Source organism: Streptomyces sp. GbtcB7 (assembly GCF_019091445.1).
Lineage (GTDB): Bacteria > Actinomycetota > Actinomycetes > Streptomycetales > Streptomycetaceae > Streptomyces > Streptomyces mirabilis.
On sequence record NZ_JAGXJM010000013.1, the window covers coordinates 37,791 to 56,735 of the forward strand.

18 protein-coding genes and 1 pseudogene are annotated in these 18,945 nt (G+C 71.5%); 10 read left to right on the top strand and 9 right to left on the bottom strand.

What is annotated here, in order from left to right; translation table 11 throughout:
• Positions 1–6: 6 nt before the first annotated feature.
• Positions 7–783, bottom strand: coding sequence for an SDR family NAD(P)-dependent oxidoreductase (locus KVT44_RS21890; protein WP_190169836.1), 777 nt, complete (start codon positions 781–783; stop codon positions 7–9).
• A gap of 92 nt (positions 784–875) precedes the next feature.
• Positions 876–1,214 carry a YnfA family protein gene (locus KVT44_RS21895; RefSeq protein WP_190169837.1) on the bottom strand — a complete coding sequence of 113 codons (339 nt, stop codon included), beginning with the start codon at positions 1,212–1,214 and terminating at the stop codon, positions 876–878.
• A 222-nt stretch (positions 1,215–1,436) separates the two neighbouring features.
• On the opposite strand from KVT44_RS21895, the gene KVT44_RS21900 reads away from it, so the two are divergent.
• On the top strand, positions 1,437–1,886 hold the full coding sequence (locus tag KVT44_RS21900) for a hypothetical protein (RefSeq protein ID WP_254649710.1): 450 nt from the start codon (positions 1,437–1,439) through the stop codon (positions 1,884–1,886).
• Between the two features lie 53 nt (positions 1,887–1,939).
• Complete coding sequence (locus KVT44_RS21905; RefSeq protein ID WP_217568224.1) at positions 1,940–2,479, top strand: MarR family winged helix-turn-helix transcriptional regulator; 540 nt, start codon at positions 1,940–1,942, stop codon at positions 2,477–2,479.
• Here the strand turns inward: KVT44_RS21905 and KVT44_RS21910 are convergent.
• Complete coding sequence (locus KVT44_RS21910; protein WP_217568225.1) at positions 2,410–2,868, bottom strand: helix-turn-helix domain-containing protein; 459 nt, start codon at positions 2,866–2,868, stop codon at positions 2,410–2,412. The two genes, KVT44_RS21905 and KVT44_RS21910, sit on opposite strands and share 70 nt — an antisense overlap.
• 144 nt (positions 2,869–3,012) lie before the next feature.
• Between KVT44_RS21910 and KVT44_RS21915 the strand changes: the two genes are divergently transcribed.
• Positions 3,013–3,897, top strand: a complete 885-nt coding sequence (locus KVT44_RS21915; RefSeq protein WP_217568226.1) for an NADP-dependent oxidoreductase — start codon at positions 3,013–3,015, stop codon at positions 3,895–3,897.
• Positions 3,898–3,957: 60 nt separating this feature from the next.
• Here the strand turns inward: KVT44_RS21915 and KVT44_RS21920 are convergent, their stop codons facing one another.
• Positions 3,958–4,914 (bottom strand): alpha/beta hydrolase fold domain-containing protein, encoded by a 957-nt coding sequence (locus KVT44_RS21920; protein WP_217568227.1) that lies wholly within the window; start codon positions 4,912–4,914, stop codon positions 3,958–3,960.
• A gap of 62 nt (positions 4,915–4,976) precedes the next feature.
• On the opposite strand from KVT44_RS21920, the gene KVT44_RS21925 reads away from it, so the two are divergent.
• A complete protein-coding gene (locus KVT44_RS21925) occupies positions 4,977–5,873 on the top strand; it encodes a LysR family transcriptional regulator (RefSeq protein WP_217568228.1) in 897 nt (298 codons plus the stop codon).
• Positions 5,874–5,921: 48 nt separating this feature from the next.
• On the opposite strand, the gene KVT44_RS21930 is transcribed toward KVT44_RS21925, so the two are convergent.
• A complete protein-coding gene (locus KVT44_RS21930) occupies positions 5,922–6,740 on the bottom strand; it encodes a helix-turn-helix domain-containing protein (RefSeq protein ID WP_217568229.1) in 819 nt (272 codons plus the stop codon).
• 195 nt (positions 6,741–6,935) lie between these two features.
• Between KVT44_RS21930 and KVT44_RS21935 the strand changes: the two genes are divergently transcribed.
• The 4 genes from KVT44_RS21935 to KVT44_RS21950 all read left to right on the top strand — a co-directional run bounded on the left by KVT44_RS21935 (position 6,936) and on the right by KVT44_RS21950 (position 11,188).
• Positions 6,936–8,021 carry an LLM class flavin-dependent oxidoreductase gene (locus KVT44_RS21935; protein WP_217568230.1) on the top strand — a complete coding sequence of 362 codons (1,086 nt, stop codon included), beginning with the start codon at positions 6,936–6,938 and terminating at the stop codon, positions 8,019–8,021.
• Positions 8,018–8,737: an FMN reductase gene (locus tag KVT44_RS21940; protein WP_217568231.1), complete on the top strand. Its 720-nt coding sequence runs from the start codon at positions 8,018–8,020 to the stop codon at positions 8,735–8,737. The genes KVT44_RS21935 and KVT44_RS21940 overlap by 4 nt, the downstream gene beginning before the upstream one ends.
• A gap of 246 nt (positions 8,738–8,983) precedes the next feature.
• Positions 8,984–9,718: a response regulator transcription factor gene (locus tag KVT44_RS21945; RefSeq protein ID WP_190169845.1), complete on the top strand. Its 735-nt coding sequence runs from the start codon at positions 8,984–8,986 to the stop codon at positions 9,716–9,718.
• On the top strand, positions 9,719–11,188 hold the full coding sequence (locus KVT44_RS21950) for a HAMP domain-containing sensor histidine kinase (RefSeq protein ID WP_099921264.1): 1,470 nt from the start codon (positions 9,719–9,721) through the stop codon (positions 11,186–11,188).
• An 83-nt stretch (positions 11,189–11,271) separates the two neighbouring features.
• Here KVT44_RS21950 and KVT44_RS21955 read toward each other — a convergent pair whose 3' ends face one another.
• Positions 11,272–13,239 (bottom strand): amino acid transporter, encoded by a 1,968-nt coding sequence (locus KVT44_RS21955; protein WP_217568232.1) that lies wholly within the window; start codon positions 13,237–13,239, stop codon positions 11,272–11,274.
• A 465-nt stretch (positions 13,240–13,704) separates the two neighbouring features.
• Here KVT44_RS21955 and KVT44_RS21960 point away from each other — a divergent pair, with 465 nt between their 5' ends.
• Complete coding sequence (locus KVT44_RS21960) at positions 13,705–15,240, top strand: hypothetical protein (protein WP_217568233.1); 1,536 nt, start codon at positions 13,705–13,707, stop codon at positions 15,238–15,240.
• Between the two features lie 97 nt (positions 15,241–15,337).
• On the opposite strand, the gene KVT44_RS21965 is transcribed toward KVT44_RS21960, so the two are convergent.
• Both KVT44_RS21965 and KVT44_RS21970 read right to left on the bottom strand, forming a co-directional pair.
• Positions 15,338–17,371, bottom strand: a complete 2,034-nt coding sequence (locus KVT44_RS21965) for an APC family permease (RefSeq protein WP_217568234.1) — start codon at positions 17,369–17,371, stop codon at positions 15,338–15,340.
• A 121-nt stretch (positions 17,372–17,492) separates the two neighbouring features.
• Positions 17,493–18,122: an ABC transporter permease gene (locus KVT44_RS21970; protein ID WP_308314067.1), complete on the bottom strand. Its 630-nt coding sequence runs from the start codon at positions 18,120–18,122 to the stop codon at positions 17,493–17,495.
• A 38-nt stretch (positions 18,123–18,160) separates the two neighbouring features.
• Here KVT44_RS21970 and KVT44_RS21975 point away from each other — a divergent pair.
• Positions 18,161–18,319 (top strand): annotated as a pseudogene (locus KVT44_RS21975) (LuxR C-terminal-related transcriptional regulator); the annotation flags it as partial.
• A gap of 9 nt (positions 18,320–18,328) precedes the next feature.
• Here KVT44_RS21975 and KVT44_RS21980 read toward each other — a convergent pair.
• Positions 18,329–18,892, bottom strand: a complete 564-nt coding sequence (locus KVT44_RS21980; RefSeq protein ID WP_211180020.1) for a hypothetical protein — start codon at positions 18,890–18,892, stop codon at positions 18,329–18,331.
• Positions 18,893–18,945 lie beyond the last annotated feature (53 nt).

The following is an 18,945-nucleotide window of genomic DNA, read 5'->3' on the forward strand; positions in this document are numbered from 1 at the left end:
GCGGCATCACAGTTCCCGGTGGACCTTGGTGTTCGACGCCTGGGCGCGGGGGCGGACGACGAGGAGGTCGATGTTGACGTGGCTGGGGCGGGTGACGGCCCAGGTGATGGTGTCGGCGACGTCGTCGGCGGTCAGTGGCTCGGCCACGCCCGCGTAGACCTGGGCCGCCTTCTCCGCGTCGCCGCCGAAGCGGGTCAGCGCGAACTCGTCCGTCTTGACCATGCCGGGCGCGATCTCGATGACCCGGACCGGCGTTCCGACGATCTCCAGGCGGAGGGTCTCGGCGAGGACGTGTTCGGCGTGCTTGGCGGCGACATAGCCCGCGCCGCCCTCGTACGTGCCGTGCCCCGCCGTCGACGACAGCACGACGACCGTGCCGTCGCCGCTCGCGGTGAGCGCCGGGAGCAGGGCCTGGGTGATGTTCAGCGTGCCGATGACGTTCGTCTCGTACATCTGGCGCCACTCGGCCGGGTCGCCGGTCGCGACCGGGTCGGAGCCCAGCGCGCCGCCCGCGTTGTTGACCAGGACACCGATCGTCTTGAAGGCGCCGGCGAACTCGTCGACCGCCGCGCGGTCCGTGACGTCCAGCGCGTACGCGGTCGCCTGGTGACCCGTCGCGTTGATCTCCTCGGCCAGCGCCTCGATGCGGTCCTTGCGGCGGGCGGTCAGCACGACGCGGTAGCCGGCCGCGGCCAGCTGCCGGGCCGTCGCCGCGCCGATGCCGCTGCTCGCGCCGGTGACGACGGCGATACGGGAGGAGGCGGAGGGCACGGCGGACGTCATGGGCTGCTCCTAGGACGTGGCTGACTGGTGTACGTGGTGTGGTCGGTCCTCGTCAGGATAGGCAGGCGGTCGGCGTCCGCGTGCTCGTGGGCTCAGTTGCCGCCGCGCGGCGCGTACATGATCACGGCCATTCCGGCGAGGCAGATGAGGGCGCCGGTCACGTCCCAGCGGTCGGGGCGGTAGCCGTCCGCGACCATGCCCCAGACGAGGGAGCCGGCCACGAACACTCCGCCGTACGCGGCGAGGATGCGGCCGAACTCGGCATCCGGCTGGAGTGTCGCCACGAAGCCGTAGACGCCGAGCGCCATGACGCCCGCGCCGATCCAGAGCCAGCCGCGGTGCTCGCGCACGCCTTGCCAGACCAGCCAGGCGCCGCCGATCTCGAAGAGCGCGGCGACGACGAAGAGGGCGGCGGAGCGGACGACCAGCATGCCGTCACTCTCGCACGGGCCGTATCCGCCGCTTCCGTCACCTGTTGGACGGCGCCTGTCGGCGGTCTGGGGTGGCATACATCGGGTGATCACGTGAGCGTGAGTTGCGTGCGGGCCCCGAGCGAAGGAAGCGACGTCATGCGGATGATGGAGATGCGGATGCGATTGCGGAAGCGATCGGGGATGCGGTGGGGGAGGGGGAATGACGCGTGGGTGCGCGGCATGGGTGTGGTGGGTGTGGGGGCGGCCCTGGCGCTGGGCGGGGCGTCGTCCGTCGGCGCCCTCACTCCCGAGGCCGATCTCGCCTATCACGGCTCGGTGGCCATGGCGGCCGGGCTCGTCGACCTGCGGCTGACCCCGCAGAACCACGGCCCGAGCACCGTCGAGGACGCGACGGTCCGGCTGCGCTGGTCGGCCCCGCTCGCGGATGCGCAGCGGCTGCCGGGCGACTGCGCGCGTTCGGGCGAACGGGTGGTGGTGTGCCGTACGGGGCCGCTGACGGCGGACGTGCTGGGGGACGAGATCCGGCTGAAGGTACGGCTGCTGGGGGAGCCGTCGGAGGTGACGCTGGAGATCGACACGGTGTGGGGCGGCGGTGCGGTCGACCGCAATCACGGCAACGACGAGCAGCGGGTGCTGGCGCTGGACACCGGGGACTCGTACGTGTTCTAGGGCCCGGAGCAGGCAGCCGGAGCAGGCAGTAGGGGCGGACGAAGGGGCGTGCCATGTCAGGGAACGCGCGTGCGCGGCTGCTCGACGAGCTGTCCACCGTCTCGCGCCGCTACATGGCCTCGTACGCGCTCTTCAACCAGGCCCTCGCCGACCGTCTGAGGCTGCACCCCACGGACATGCAGTGCGTGAACCTGCTCAGCCTGGAGGGCGGGCCGGTGACGACCGGCCGGATCGCGGAGCTGACCGGTCTGACGACCGGTTCGGCGACGCGGCTGGTGGACCGGCTGGAGAAGGCGGGCTATGTCGTACGGCAGCGGGACGCCGTCGACCGGCGACGGGTGCTGGTGGCGACCGTGCCGGAGAAGGTCGCCGAGTTCGGGCGGGTGTGGGACCGGCTGGGCGGCGGCTGGTACGCGCTCTTCGACGAGCTGGCGGACGACGAACTCGCCCTGATCATCGGGCACATGCGCCGCACGGTGGACCTGAGCGCGGAGCAGATCGCCCGCCTGCGGGACGGGGACCTTCAGGAGACCGACGAGGATCGTCCGGAGCCTTCGGAGCCTGTGGACGAGGCGTCGCCGTCGTCGTCGTAACGCTCCCGCGCCTCGTTGACCTCCTCGATGTGCAGTTCCGCCCAGTCCTTCACGGCGGAGAGCAGTCCGGCGAGGCTGGTGCCGAGGGGGGTCAGTTCGTAGTCGACGCGGACGGGCACGGACGGCGTCACCGTGCGGACCAGGATGCCGTCGCGCTCCAGTGAACGCAGCGTCTGCGTCAGCATCTTGGGGCTGATCCCGGCGAGCTTGCGGCCCAGGTCGCTGTAGCGCATCGAGGCCCCGTCCGCCTGGGCGAGCGCGCTGACGACCAGGCTGACCCACTTGTCGCTGATGCGGTCGAGGAGCTGGTTGGTGGGGCAGCTGCGGATGAACGCGTCGTACTCGATCCGCGCCTGCGCGCGCCGCTGCGCCGCGGTCGTGGTCGCCATGACTCACCTCCGGGTGATGTACGCACCTTCAGGTGCCTACTTACCAAAAGAGAGTAACTCTTCCTAAGGTTGTTGCAACGGGACAGAAACCCGGATGAATCAGGTGAATCTACGCGCCAAGCGCGGGAAACAGGGAGAGCTGACATGCGGGCAGCGGTCGTGACGGAGTTCGGTGGGCCGGAAGCGGTGGAGATCGCGGAGGTCGCGGTGCCGGAGCCGGGTGCCCGGCAGATACGGATCAAGGTGGCGGCCGCCGCGCTCAATCCGGTCGACGCCGGGGTGCGCGCGGGCGGCTTCGGGGGCGCGGGGCGGCGGCTCGGACTGGGCTGGGACGTGGCCGGGACGGTGGACGCGGTGGGCGCGGACGCGGGTTGGAGGGTCGGCGACGAGGTGGTGGCGCTGTCGTACGGGGCGGTCAAGTCCCTCGGCACGCATGCCGATCACGTGGTCGTGGAGGCGGACGCGGTGGCCGGGGCGCCTCGCTCGGTGGACCCCGTCCACGCGGCCACCCTGCCCCTCAACGCCCTCACCGCGGACCGGGCCCTGGACCTGCTGGCCCTGGAGCCCGGGCAGAGCCTGGCGGTGACGGGTGCGGCGGGGGCGGTCGGCGGGTACGCCGTCCAACTCGCCGCCCACCGGGGTCTCGTGGTGACCGGGGTGGCCCGCGAGGGCGACGAGGAGCTCGTACGGTCGCTGGGGGCGGCCCACTTCGCGCCGGGTGGCGTGGAGGGCGTGGACGGGGTGCTGGACGCGGCGATTCTCGGCGCGGCGGCGTTGGAGTGGGTGCGGGACGGCGGGGTGTTCGTGGGCGTCATCCCGGGGGCGCATCCGGCGTCCGTACGGGGGGTGCGGACTGACTCGGTGGAGGTGCGCGCCGACGGGGCGCGCCTCGCGGAGCTGGTGGCGCTCGTCGACGAGGGGGTGCTCACGACCCGGGTCGCCGACACGTACGGGCTGGAGGAGGCGGGGAAGGCGCACGCGCGGCTGGCCGAGGGCGGGCTGCGGGGGCGGCTGGTCCTGATCCCCTGAGTCCGCGGGGTGCCCGAAGGGGCCATGGGGTGATCTCGGAGTCATGGGCGCTTCTGCCTGTCACCCGTTCGGCTCAACGTTGTCGGTGGTGAGGTCAGCTGTCGTCCGTGCCCGGGGCGGGCTGGCGAATGCCGCGTGCAGGAACTCGGTCACCCGCCTGAGCGCGGCCTCGCCTTCGTCGAGCATCGCGGCGAAAGCCTGGAACAGGTGCGGGACGCCCGGGGTGACCTCGAGTGTGACCGGGACGTCGTCCGCGGCCGCGCGCGCCGCGAGCCTGACCGCGTCGTCGAGCAGCAGCTCGTTCGACCCGGTCTGGATCAGCAGCGGCGGCAGGCCACGCAGGTTCGCGAACACCGGGCTGATCAGCGGATCCGCGGGGTCCGCGGCGCCTGTGTAGTCCTTGGCCCGGACCGCGATGGCATCGGGGGTGAACGACGGGTCGACGGCGATCCTGGTCGTCATGCTCGCGCCGCTCAGCGTCAGGTCCGCGTACGGCGAGAAGAGCACGCCGGCGGCCGGCATCGGCAGGTTCCGCTCATGCGCACGTACCAGCAGGGCCCCGGCGAGGCCGGCACCGGCTGACTCACCGACCACGGCGATCCGCGCCGGGTCGCCGCTTCCGGTCTCGCCGAGCAGGGCGCGGTAGGCGGCCAGGGCGTCGTCGGGCGCGGCCGGGAACGGGTGCTCGGGCGCGAGCCGGTAGTCGACCAGGATCACCCTCGTCCGGGTCCGGCGGGCGACGTTCGAGGCCAGACCTGCCGAGGTGCGCGCCGAACCGAACACGTAGAAGCCGCCGTGGAACCACAGCAGCGTGCCTTCCGGGGTGACGCCGTCGATGCCGATCTCCAGCACCGGGACCTCGCCCAGTCTGCCGGGGGTGAGCATCACGTCCTCGGGCAGCGGCCGGGAGGTGAGCATCCGGGTGAAGATCTCGCGCTGTTGCACATGGTCGCCGCCGATGTCGAGCGGGCCGTTGCGGAAGAGGGTGTCGAGCGCTTCGCGCTGCTCTTTACTCATGCCCTCAGCCTTCTCCATCCAGGGACTATGCGGCAATGCCATATGTTGCATACGGTGTATGCGTGCCACGTATAGATTCGGTGGACCTGAACCTGCTGGCGCCGCTGCACGCGCTGCTCGAGGAGCGGCACGTCTCCCGCGCGGCGGACCGGCTGCACATGAGCCAGCCCTCGATGAGCCGGGCTCTCCAGCGCCTGCGTGCCACCCTCGGCGACGAACTGCTCGTGCGCGGGCCCGGCGGATACCGGCTCACCCCTCGTGCCGAGCGGATCCAGGCCGAACTGGAGCACGCACTGCCCAGGCTCGAGCACGTCTTCTCCGGCGAGGCGTTCGACCCTGCGACAGCGGCGCGTTCGTTCCGCCTGGCCGGAACCGACTACACGGTCTCCGTGCTCAGCGGGGCGCTGCTCGCCCGAGTGTTCGAGCAGTCACCGGGCTCGACCGTGCTCTTCTCGCGCTGGCACCATGCCGTCTTCAGTGACGCCGAGCACGGCATGGTGGACCTGCTCGTCCACGGCGGTTCGGCCCCGCCGCCGCTGCGCTCGCAGGTGCTGTTCGAGGAGGACTACGCCTGCCTGGTCTCCAGCCACCATCCGCTCGCACAACGCCCTGCCGTGTCGCTGCGGGACTATCTGGAGTGCGCGCACATCGTGGTGGACGTCGCTGACGGACGGCAGGGGCACGTCGACCGGTGTCTCGAACTGCTGGGCAGCCCGAGGCGAGCGAGCGTGACCGTGCCCTACCACGCGGCGGCAGCCGCCGCGGTGCCGGGAACCTCGCTGATGGCGACTCTGCCGAGGAGCTTCGCGATCCGGCACGCGTCGCCGGGGACCACCACCGTCGTCCCGGCACCGAGCGAGATCGGCCCGATGAGCTGTGCGATGTCCTGGCATCCCCGCCTGGACGACGACGCCGCGCAACGCTGGCTCCGCGACACGATCACCACCACCACGCGGTGATGCCTGGGGGCGGGGCTGCGCCCCGGCCCACCCGCGAGCGGAGTCGGGTCAGTGGGTGGTGGTTGCGTAGGTGGTGGGGGGTACTCCTACCGTCGCTGTGAAGTCGCGGACGAGGTGGGCCTGGTCGGCGTAGCCGAGGTCGGCGGCGAGGGCGGCCCAGTCGACCGGGCCGGAGGCCTCCGCGCGGGACAGGGCCTCGTGGATCCGGTAGCGCAGGATGATCCACTTCGGGCCGACGCCGACGTACGCGGCGAAGAGCCGTTGCAGGGCCCGTACGGTCATCCCCTCGGCGCGTGCGAAGTCGCCGACGTGCCGGATGGCGCGGTCGCCCCGGATGCGGTCCACCAGGGCCATGGCGAGGTCGGCCTGGGGATCCGGGCGCGGACCGAGGCTCAGGAGGAACGCGTCGAGCGCGGCCACGCGTGCGTTCTCGTCGGCGGGGTCGAGGACGGAGGGGACCGTGGCGGCGTCCACCGTGGGAAACACCGTGTGGAGCGGGATTCGCTCGCCCGTGAGTGACGTCAGGGCCCGTCCCGGCGCGAACGGGCGGAAGCCCCCCGGGCGGAACTGGATCCCGCACACCCGTCCCCGGCCCTCCAGTTTCTGTGTGAACAGGTCGAGGCCGATGCCGGCCACCTCGCCGAAGTCGACGGCGTTCCGACCCGCGTACCTCTGGAAGACGACGTTCACGGACGGGTGCGGGACCACGTGGGAGGCGTACGGCTCGGGCAGGTCCCAGTCGATCAGCCAGTAGTGCTCCAGGTAAGGGCGGAGCGGCTCGGCCGGTTCGCGGCGACGGAAGCGGACGCGCGCGAAGAGCTCCGCTGCGTCGACGATGCCTCGGGTGTCACGGCGTGGGGCGGCCATGACGGGATCGTAGGGCGGGGCACTGACAGTCGGGGACAGAGGCAGAGGCAGAGGCAGAGGCGGAGGCGGAGGGCAGAGGCAGGGGCAGGGGCAGGGGCCGAGGAGTCGGGGGTGGGGGGGTGCGCGGAATAGCGACGGGGGGTGGATCGTTTGGGGGTATAGTTGAATCGTAAACAACCTGGAGGGTGAGCGACCATGCAGTTCGGAATCTTCAGCGTCGGCGATGTCACGGCGGACCCGACGACCGGCCGTACGCCGACCGAGGCCGAGCGGATCAAGGCCATGGTCGCCATCGCGCAGAAGGCGGAGGAGGTGGGCCTGGACGTGTTCGCGACGGGTGAGCACCACAACCCGCCGTTCGTGCCGTCGTCTCCCACCACGATGCTCGGCTATGTCGCGGCGCGGACCGAGCGGCTGATCCTCTCGACGTCGACCACGCTGATCACCACCAACGACCCGGTGAAGATCGCGGAGGACTTCGCGATGCTGCAGCACCTGGCCGACGGGCGGGTGGACCTGATGATGGGGCGCGGGAACACCGGGCCGGTGTATCCCTGGTTCGGGCAGGACATCCGCCAGGGCATCAACCTGGCCGTGGAGAACTACGCGCTGCTGCGCCGGCTGTGGCGCGAGGACGTGGTGACGTGGGAGGGCAAGTTCCGCACGCCGCTGCAGTCGTTCACCTCGACGCCGCGTCCGCTGGACGGGGTGCCGCCGTTCGTGTGGCACGGCTCGATCCGGTCGCCGGAGATAGCCGAGCAGGCCGCGTACTACGGTGACGGGTTCTTCCACAACAACATCTTCTGGCCGGCCGACCACACCCAGCGGATGGTCGAGCTGTACCGGGAGCGGTACGCGCACTACGGGCACGGCACGCCCGAGCAGGCGATCGTCGGTCTCGGCGGGCAGGTGTTCATGCGGAAGAACTCCCAGGACGCCGTGCGCGAGTTCCGGCCGTACTTCGACAACGCGCCGGTCTACGGGCACGGACCCTCCCTGGAGGAGTTCACCGACCAGACCCCGCTGACCGTCGGCTCCCCGCAGGAGGTCATCGAGAAGACCCTGGCCTTCCGCGAGTACGCCGGTGACTACCAGCGCCAGCTGTTCCTGGTGGACCACGCCGGGCTGCCGCTGAAGACGGTCCTCGAGCAGCTCGACCTGCTCGGCGAGGAGGTCGTCCCGGTGCTGCGCGAGGAGTTCGCCAAGGGGCGCCCGGCGGATGTGCCGGACGCGCCGACCCACCAGTCCCTGCTCAAGGCTCAGGAAGTGAGCGTCGTATGAAGCTCGTCGTCGTCTCGGCGGGGCTGAGCGTCCCCTCGTCGACCCGGCTGCTGGCCGACCGGCTGGCCGCCGCCACCGGCCGGTACACGTCCGTCGACGTCCAGGTCGTCGAACTGCGCGACCTGGCCGTGGAGATCGCCCACAACTTCACCAGCGGCTTTCCCGGGCGAGCCCTGTCCGCGGCCCTGGAGGCGGTGACGGAGGCGGACGGGCTGATCGTGGTCACACCGGTGTTCTCCGCCTCCTACAGCGGCCTGTTCAAGTCCTTCTTCGACGTACTGGACCAGGGCGCGCTCACCGGCAAGCCGGTCCTGATCGCCGCGACCGGCGGCTCCGCCCGCCACTCCCTCGTCCTCGAACACGCCCTGCGCCCCCTCTTCGCCTACCTGCGCGCCGTGGTCGTACCGACCGCGGTCTACGCGGCCTCGGAGGACTGGGGTGCGGAAGGCCTGGCCGAGCGGATCGACCGCGCGGCGGGCGAACTGGGGAGGCTCATGGAAGGCCTGGGCTCCGGGACCGGGGCCAGGGCCGGGGCTGTGCGAAGGGCCGATGCGGCGGACACGGCGGGTGCGGCGCACAAGGCGGACGCGTCGGTGGCCGTGGACACCGACACCGCCGCCGCCATCGCGCCGCGCGCGCTCGACGGGGCCCTCGCCTCCGCCGACAGGTTCACTGTCATCCCCTTCGAGCAGCAGCTCGCCGCGCTGCGGCCGTAGGGGGAGAAGGCCGTGAAGGCCGGAAGAGGGGGTGGGCCGCCACCGTCCTGCGCTTCCGGCCCACCCCCTCCGCACCGGCCGGACCCCTACCGGGGGATTCGCGGGTCCGCCCGTCCTGACATACGGGACAGACTGACCGGGCGAGGTAAGGGGCTCGCGGGAGGAGGGGTGAGAGGCGGGTAAGAAGCCCACCCTCACCACCGCCCACCAGGTGGTACCCGGCCAGCGGCTTGGCAGACTGGTGGGGTGCCCCAAAATGTGCTGCTCGCCGAGGACGACCGTGCCATCCGCCATGCCCTGGAAAGGGCACTGACACTGGAGGGCTACGCGGTGACGGCCGTCGCCGACGGCGTAGAGGCGCTGGCCCAGGCCCACCGCACGCCACCGGACGTCCTCGTCCTGGACGTGATGATGCCCGGTATCGACGGGCTGCAGGTGTGCCGCGTGCTGCGCGCGGAGGGGGACCGTACGCCGATCCTGATGCTCACCGCACTGGTCGAGACGGCCGACCGCATCGCGGGCCTGGACGCCGGGGCCGACGACTACGTGGTCAAGCCGTTCGACGTGGAGGAGGTCTTCGCCCGGCTGCGGGCCCTGCTCCGTCGGACCGTTCCGGTGAACGGCACCCCCGCCGACGTACCGGCGTCGTCGCCGTCGCTGTCCGCGTCGAAGGAGGCGTCGGGGCAGATCTCCGCGGCCGGGCTGCGCATGGACATCCAGGCGCGCCGCGCCTGGCGCGGACAGCGCGAGCTGGAACTCACCCGCACCGAGTTCGAGCTGCTCGAACTGCTCGTCCGCAACGCGGGCATCGTCCTCGACCACGCCACGATCTACGACCGCATCTGGGGCTACGACTTCGGTCCCGGCTCCAAGAACCTCGCCGTGTACGTGGGGTATCTGCGGCGCAAGCTCGACGAGCCGGGAGCGCCGGCGCTGATCCACACCGTCCGGGGCGTGGGGTATGTGCTGAGGGAGGACTGAGTGCCCCCCCGATGGCTCACGGGGCTGCGGCCCCGGCGGGTGTCCTCCTTGCGGGCCACCTTCACCCTGTCCTTCGCCGCCGTGGCCGCCGCGGTCACCGTCCTCGTCGGGTTCCTGAGTTACGACGCCGCCGCCCGGCTGGTGCGGGTGGACCAGCAGACCGTCTTCTCCGGGGTCGTGCAGGACCTGCGGGTCCAGGTGCGCGAGACGGCGTTGGACCCGGGTGATTTCTCGTCGTCCGACCCCGATCACGACGGGCCCCTGGACGACATCATCCGGCCCGCCCGTACGGATGTGCAGGTGCTCGGGCGCGGTGGGGTGATATCCGACCGCGGGAACCCCGCGCTGCCCGTGACCGCCACCGACCGGCGGACAGCCGCGTCCGCCACCGCGGGCAAGTGGGTGGAGCACGGGGAGGTCGACGTCGCCGGGGACCGCTACCGGGTGGCGACCGTCGCGCTCGGCGGCGGGCGGGGCGCGGTGCAGGTGGCCCAGCAGTTCAGCGACACGGAGGATCTGCTGCGGGAGCTGCAGCAGCGGACCGTGCTGCTGGTGGGGGCGGTGGTGATCGCGTCGGGGCTGTTCGGCTGGTGGCTGGCCCGGCGCATCACCCGGCGGTTGGTGCGGCTGGCCGGGGCCGCGGAGGACGTGGCGCGCACCGGGCGGCTCGGCATCCAGGTGCCGGTGGCGGGATACGACGAGGTGGCCCGCCTCGGCCGCTCCTTCGACCGGATGCTCGGCCGGCTCGCGCAGTCCGAGGAGGACCAGCGTCGGCTGGTCCAGGACGCGGGCCATGAACTCCGTACGCCGCTGACCTCGCTGCGTACGAACATCTCCATGCTGCGCCGCATCGACGAGCTGCCGCCCGACGCCCGCGAGGAGCTGGTCGCCGACCTGGCGCAGGAGTCCCGTGAGCTGACCGACCTCGTCAACGAGCTGGTGGCGCTCGCGGCCGGGCGGTCCGACACCGAGCCCGTGCAGCGGATCGACCTGGCCGATCTCGCCGAGGACGTGGCGATCGCCTCGCGGCGCCGCACCGGGCGGGACATCCTCATCAGGGTGGGCGGTGACACGACGGTCGACGGCCGTCCCACGGCGCTTCAGCGGGCGATATCCAACCTGGTGGAGAACGCGGCCAAGTTCGACCGCGAGGGCAAGGCGCCGATCGAGATCGCGGTCACCGGTCCGGTGCGCCCCGGCGCCGGGGTGGGCGGCGGTCTTCCGGGCAGCGTCCGGATCGAGGTCCTCGACCGGGGTCCGGGCGTGGTCGAGGGCGATCTCGTCCGGGTCTTCGACCGTTTCTACCGCGCCGCCGACGCCCGCAGCCTGCCCGGTTCCGGGCTCGGTCTGTCCATCGTCCGCGAGGTGGCCACCGGCCACGGCGGAGCGCCGTTCGCCTTCCGGCGGGAGGGGGGAGGCGCGGTCATCGGGTTCACGGTGAGCGCGGACTACCCGACGGAAGAGGACTGACTGACTGGCTGGCTGGCTGGCTGGCTGTCGGACGGACTGACTGTCGGACGGACTGTCGGACGGGCCGGGTTACGTCACCGTGGCTAACCGACGTGTACGCGCGGTCGGCGGGAGCGGTCGGGTTCGGCCTCGCGCAGGACCTCTCGGGTGACGGGGGCGACCTCGCCCTGGCCGAAGAGGAAGAAGCGCAGGAAGTTGGTGAAGGGGTTGCCCTCGGTCCACTCGAAGTAGATGTGCGGGGTGCAGCCGGTGCGGTCGCGCACGTACAGGAGCAGGGCGGCGAGGGCGTTGGGGATGGAGGAGGACTCCAGGGTCAGGACGCGGTAGCGGCCGTGGAGCACCTCGCCGCGTACGGTCAGGCCCGCCTCGAACTCCGAGGGGTCCAGGACGGTGACCTCGACGAAGACGAAGTCCTCCTGGGCCGGGAGGTCGTTGTCGGCGCGGATCTGCTCGATCTTCTCGCGGTACTCGGCCTTGTCGCGGTTGTCGGGTTCGTTGGCGATGAACCGGATCCGGCGGCTGGCTATGTCCCGTACGAACCGGTCCGCCATGTCGTCCAGGCTCACGCTGGTCACCCGCAGTTCGAAGGCGCGGGCCAGCCGGGAGAGCAGCGAGACGAGGATGATGCCGGCGATGAAGCAGGCGCCGATCTTGACGCCGTCGGGGCGTTCGATGACGTTCACGACGGTCGTGTAGAGGAAGACCGCGGAGATGACGGCGAAGGCGATGGTCCAGTTGCGCTGGCCGGCCTTGCGCGCGGCGATGGTCACGGCGATCGCGGCGGAGCTGATGAGGACGAGGACACCGGTGGCGTAGGCGCCGCCCTGCGCGTCGACGTCGGCATTGAAGATCCAGGTGACCAGGAACGCCACCAGGATGAAGACGATCACCATGGGGCGGACGGCGCGGGCCCAGTGCGGGGCCATGCCGTAGCGGGGGAGGTAGCGCGGCATGAGGTTGAGCAGTCCGGCCATGGCGGAGGCGCCCGCGAACCACAGGATGGCGATGGTCGACACGTCGTAGATCGTGCCGAAGGCGCTGCCGAGGTATTCGTGCGCGAGATAGGCGAGGGCGCGGCCGTTGGCCTGGCCGCCGGACTTGAACTCCTGCTCCGGGATGAGGAGCGTGGTGATGAAGCTGGTGAAGATGAGGAAGACGCTCATGATCACGGCGGCGGTGGTCAGCAGCTTCTTGGTGTCCCGGATGCGGCCGGCCGGCTTCTCGTCGGTGTCGGTGGCGTCGCCCTGGACGTGCGGCATGACGGCGACGCCGGTCTCGAAGCCGGAGAGGCCGAGGGCCAGTTTGGGGAAGACCAGGAGGGCGACCCCGACCATCGCGAAGACGTTTCCGTGTTCGGTGGTCAGGGCGCTGGTCCAGTCGGTGATCACATGCTCGGCCGTCGCCACGTGCCACAGGCCCACGACCACGACCACGGCGTTGAGGGCGAGATAGATCGCGACCAGGACGACGGCGACGCCGATCGCCTCCAGGAAGCCCTTGAGGAACACCGCGCCGAGCAGGGCCACCAGGATGAGCGTGATCAGCATCTGCTGGTCGTGCAGCGTGCTGGTGAGATGGGGGTTCTCGATCAGGTGGGTGGAGGCGTCGGCCGCCGACAGGGTGATGGTGATCAGGAAGTCGGTGGCGGCGAAGCCCAGCAGGGTCAGGACGAACAGTTTGCCCTGCCAGAACGACAGCAGCCGCTCCAGCATCGCGATCGAGCCCTCGCCGCGCGGGCTCTCCTCGGCCACCCGCCGGTAGACGGGCAGTGCGCCCGCCAGGGTGACGATGACGAGCACGATGGTCGCGACGGGCGAGAGGAGTCCGGCGGCCAGGGCCGCGATGCCGGGCTGGTAGCCCAGTGTCGAGAAGTAGTCGACGCCGGTCAGGCACATCACCCGCCACCAGCGCTGCCCCTGGTGCACGGGCTCCGGCAGGGCGTGCGGGCCCTGCGGGGTCTTGCCCATGTCGGACAGTCCCTCGAGCATCCACGCACGCAGCCGGCTCGTACCCGTCGTACCTCTGGTACGAGCGTGGTCGGTGGTGGCCATCGGGGTGCTCCTGACGTGCTGCCCGGCGTAGTGCCCATTGTGATCCGATTGTGGGCAATGGGGGATGAAACGGCAGGGCGGGTGGACATTACGGCGAACGGGGGACGGCGGTGCGGTCGCAGGGGCGGCAGCCCCCGGTCCGGCACCGCGGTCCGGCACTCCGGTCCGGCGCTCGGTCCGCCCCCGACGACGAGAATGCCGTGCTTTTCGCACACGTGGTCGGCCGACGGCGTCAAGGCCGCGTCAAAGTCGTCCGGTGCGACATCAGGGGCCCATCAAGGTCCGGTGTGTGTGAGGTGAAGCGGTCGCAGACTGGGCGCGGCACGGGGGACACGGACGAGCGTCCGTGGCGTGCCGATGGAGGGGCTCGTGGCTGTCACGGCCGGTACCACGCACAGTCCTGCGGCGCGAGCCGGGACCACGCACAGTCCGGCGCGAACCGGGACCGGCGGAGCGCCACCGCGCGTGGCGAGCGCCCCTTCCGGGGGTGGGCACCAGCCTCGGCCCAGGCGCGGGGGGCCGCGATCGAGACGCCCCCGACGCGCCGGGCGGCCCCGAAGTCCCAGGCTCCCTCTGCGCCTCGCACCCCGAAGAGCCGCCACCGCCCTGCACCGCCGTTTCTGGGCGACCCTGCCCGCGCGACTGCGGCTGCTGCGGACCGTCACCCTCCTGCTGACCGTCGCCCTCGCCCTGCTGCTCGGGCTGGCCGCACTCGCCGCCACCGGCACCTGGGACACCGTCGCGGGCCGCGACGCACCCCGCACCACCAGCGCCGCCGACCTGAACCTCGCCCTCAACGACATGGACGCGCAGGCCGCCAACCTCCTGCTGGCCGGCGGCGACGGCGGCAAGGGGCGCCTGGCGACGCCGTACGACAAGGCGGTCGGCTTCTACGGGGACGCGCGCCGCGCGATCGGCCACGACCTGCGCACCCTCGCCGTCGCCGCCCAGGGCGACCACACCGACGAGCACACCGTCGAGTCGCTCACCGACGACTTCGCCGAGTACCAGGAGCTGATCGGCCGCGCGCTGGAGAACGACGACCGCGCCGGCGGCAGACCGGCCGCGCTCGTCGACTACCGCGAGGCCACCGATCTCCTCCAGGCCCAGCTCCTGCCGAGCGCGAGGAAGCTGGTGGACTCCAACAACAGCGCCTTCGACCGGCAGTACGACCAGGCCCGTTCGGTCCTCGCGGCCCAGCTCGCCGCCGTCCTCGTGCTCGGCGCGCTGCTGGTCGCCGCCCTCGGCGTCCTCCAGTGGTACCTGGCCCGCCGCTTCCACCGGATCCTCAACCCCGGCGTGCTGGCCGCCACCGTCTGCGCGCTGCTCGCCGTGCTCCTCGGCGGCCAGGCGCTGTCCGCCTCCGCCGACCGGCTGCACGGCGCCCGCCGCGACGCCTTCGACTCCGTCGTCGCCCTCTCCCGCGCCCGCGCGATCGCCTACGACGCGAACGCCGACGAGAGCCGCTACCTGCTGGACCCCGAGCGCCGCGAACAGTACGCGCAGGCGTTCCTCGCCAAGTCGCAGCAGCTGTACGGGATGAAGGGCGCGACCCTCGACTCGTACGACTTCGGGCTCGCCACGACCTGGAAGGAGTACCGCGCCGACCACCACCCCCTCGACTTCGGCGGCGAGTTCGCGCGTGAGCTCGCCAACCTCACCTTCCCGGGCGAACGGGCCGCGGCGGAGCGGACGGTGGACGCGTACGCCGTCTACCAGCGCGACGACCGGAGGATCCGGGCCCTGGTCGCGCAGGGCAAGGAGGGCGAGGCCGTCGCGTTCTGCATGGGCTGGGAGCCGGACACGTCCAACGCCCACTTCGGGGCCTGGATGACGGCGCTGGACCAGGTGACGGACATCAACCGGCGGCACTTCACGGCGGCGGTCCGCGCGGGCCGCTTCGAGGCCACCGGACTGCTCCCGTGGACGTGCGGTCTGCTGCTCGGCGCGGGTGCGCTGATCCTGCTGGGGCTGCGACCGAGACTCGCCGAGTTCCGCTGAACCGGGCTCTGCTGAACCGGGGTCCGTTGAACCGGGGTCCGCTGAACGGGGATGCGCTGAGCGGGGGTGCGCCGAACCGAGTTCCGCCGAGGACACGTCATCGGTGCCGGGTGCCCGCCCGGGGCGCCGGCCTCTGCGGTTCCCCCCGCCGGAAGGACCCCGGCGCCCTGGCCGTGGGCCGGTCGGCGTGGGCCGAGGACGTCAGCTGCCACGGCACGCTCGTGACCATGACCCCCGGGGTGAACAGGAGCCGGTTCTTCAGCCACAGCGCCGACTGGTTGTGCAGGAGGTTCTCCCACCAGTGTCCGACGACGTACTCGGGGATGAAGACGGCGACGATGTCCCGCGGGCTCTCGCGGCGGATCGAGCGGACGTACTCCACGACCGGACGGGTCACCTCGCGGTACGGCGAGTCGATGATCTTCAGCGGGATGTCGATGCCGTACTCCTCCCAGCGCCTGAGCAGCGCCGCCGCCTCGTCACGGTCGACGGAGACCGTCAGGGCCTCCAGCCGGTCGGGGCGGAAGGCGCGTGCGTAGGCGAGGGCACGGAGGGTCGGCTTGTGCAGGGTGGAGACCAGCACGATCCCCAACACGCGGGAAGGGAGGGTGAGTTCGCCCTTCGGGTCGGCCACCGCCAGCTCCGCCGACGTGGCGTCGTAGTGGCGCCGGATGCCGCGCATCATCACCCACAGCACGATCGCCGCGAGTACGGCGAGCCACGCGCCCTCCGTGAACTTGGTGGCCAGCACGATCACCAGGACCAGGCCGGTGACGACCGAGCCGAGTGCGTTGATCACCCGGGCCGTGTGGTGGCGGCGCCGCGACGCCGGGTCGCGTTCCGTGCGCAGCTCGCTGTTCCAGTGCCGGACCATGCCCAGCTGGGAGAGCGTGAAGGCGGTGAACACGCCCAGGATGTAGAGGTGGATGAGGCTGGTGACGTTCGCCTTGAAGCCCCACAGCAGCAGAGCCGCGACGACCGCGAGCGCCAGGATGCCGTTGGAGAACGCGAGCCGGTCGCCCCGGTTGTGCAACTGGTGGGGGAGATAACGGTGCTGGGCCAGGATGGACGCGAGCAGGGGAAAGCCGTTGAAGGCCGTGTTCGCCGCCAGGATCAGGACCAGCGCGGTCGCCGTCTGGATGACGTAGAAGCCGACGCTGTGCTCGCCGCCGAAGACCGCCGCCGCGATCTGCGCGATCACCGTGCGCTGGGTGTACGAGGCGCAGTCGCCGGTGAGTCCCGTCAGCCGGCACGCGTCGTCCGTGATGTGCACCTTGGTGATCAGTGCCAGCGCGGTGACGCCCACGAACATGAGGATCGCGAGGGCGCCCATCGCGGTCAGGGTCTCGGCCGCGTTCCTCGACTTGGGCTTGCGGAAGGCCGGTACGCCGTTGGAGATGGCCTCCACCCCGGTCAGCGCCGTACAGCCGGAGGAGAACGCGCGCAGCACCAGCATCAGCAGGGCGAGACCCGTCAGGTTCGCGTCCGAGGGGGCCGACGTGACGCCGTATCCGGCGCTCTCGGCGACCGGCGCGTCCCCGAGGGCGTAGCGGATCAGGCCCGTGACCACCATGACGAGGACACCGCTGATGAAGAGGTACGTCGGTGCGGCGAAGGCGCGTCCCGACTCCCGGACGCCCCGCAGGTTCATCGCCGTCAGAACCGCCACGAAGCCGATCGCCATCAGGACGCGGTGGTCGGCGAGGCGTGGGACGGCGGAGATGATGTTGTCGACGCCGGAGGCGACCGAGACGGCCACCGTCATGACGTAGTCGACGAGGAGCGAGGCGGCGACGACCAGTCCGGCGGTCGGGCCGAGGTTCGTCGACACCACCTCGTACGAGCCGCCGCCGCTCGGGTAGGCGTGCACCACCTGGCGGTACGACAGCACCACGACCGTCATCAGCGCCACGACCGCGGCCGCGATCCACGGGGTGAAGTGCAGGTAGGCAAGGCCGCCCAGGGTGAGGACCAGCAGGATCTCCTGGGTCGCGTACGCCACCGAGGACAGCGGGTCCGAGGCGAAGATCGGCAGGGCGAGCCGCTTGGGCAGCAGCGTCTCGTGCAGCTCTTCGCTGCGCATGGCCCGGCCGATCACCAGCCGCTTGAGGATCCCCGTGACGTTGAACACGGGCGGAGGGTAAGCCGGGGGAGGGGCCGGGAGGGGGCCCGACACTCACTCCGGGCCGCTGCTGACTCAGAGGTCGCGCGGACAGGGGTGGTGGAGGGCCTCCTCCGACGCGGCGCGGACGTCACTCGGTGTGCAGGACCCGGGCGATGGTCTGCCGGGCCGCCGCGCGCGCCGGTATCACCGCGCCCAGCGCGGCGATCGCCACCCCGGCCAGCGCCTGCAACGCCATCGAACCCGGGTGCCACACGTCCAGCATCCGGTCCGGGAAGGCGAGGTGGGCGCTGCGCTCGGTCATCCGAACCACCACGCGGTACGCGGCGACTCCCAGCGGCAGCCCCAGGAGCCCGCCGAGCAGACCGAGGCCGGCCATGGACACCACCATCATCACCGTGACCTGCCGTGGCGTCATGCCGATGGATTTCAGCATCCCGAGGTCGCGCCGACGTTCCCGGGCGCTCAGCACGACCGTGTTGAACACCCCCATCGCCGCGACCACCGACAGCATCAGAGTCAGCACGGTCGCGGAACTGATCACCGTCACGGCCCCGGCGTTCACCGAGGTCTTCGCGTCCGGGTGGAGCCCGGGGTCGACGGCCCGAACGGCCTTCATATAGGCGCCGACATCGGATCCGGGGGTGAGTCGCACCCAGTACTGGTTGGCCCGCGCGCCCGGTGTCAGGGCGGTTACGGTCGCCCAGTCCGCGCGCATCCAGTCCGACGGCCCGGACATGACCTCGCCGACCAGGGTCACGCGTTCCTGTCGGCCGTTCGCCGAGGCCAGGACGAAGGAGTCGCAAACTCGCCGGAGCCCTCACCCTCAGCGAGGCCACCGTGAAGACCCACGTCGCCCGGATCTTCGCCAAGCTCGCGCTCCGCGACCGCGCACAGGCCGTCGTCCTCGCCTACGAGACGGGCCTGGTCGCCCCCGGCGGCTCCGCCGCCGGTTGACCCCGGTCCTCACTCCAGCCCGGACACCTTGAAGACCGTCAGTGCCGTCTCGCGGTCGATCCGCTCCGAGACGCGGTGCAGCGCGGTCTCCCCGCACGAGAGCGTGGAGCGCAGGGCGGACAGGCGGGCGTCCTCGTCGAGGCGGCGCCACAGGGGCGGATTGGCGACCAGGACCCGGGGGTCGATCTCGACGCGCGCGCCGAACGTGTCCCGCAGCACGAGCCGCTGGCCGACTCCGTCCAGGCAGCGCACCGACACCAGGTGGTCGGTGCGCACCAGCCGCGCGCGCAGCAGTCCGCGCGAGACCAGCCAGCCCTCGCCCGCGGAGACCCGGGTGGGGTACAGCACGAGAAACAGCAGCACCGCGAGCGCGGCCCACAGGGTGGCGCGCGGCGCGGAGAGGGTGCCGACTCCCCAGTCGATGAGGAGGAGAAGGGCGAGGAGCACGGCCGCGCAGCGGATCGAGCTGCGTACGTCCTGGGCCCAGAGGTGGTCGCGCGCCACTTCCGCGGAGGGTGGGGCGGGTGCGTCGACCGCGGTGCGCGCGTTGTTGCGGCGGTTGCGGCGTTCCATACGACCGACGGTAGAGACCGGGGAGGCCGGAGGCAGCATGCCTTGACGGGTCT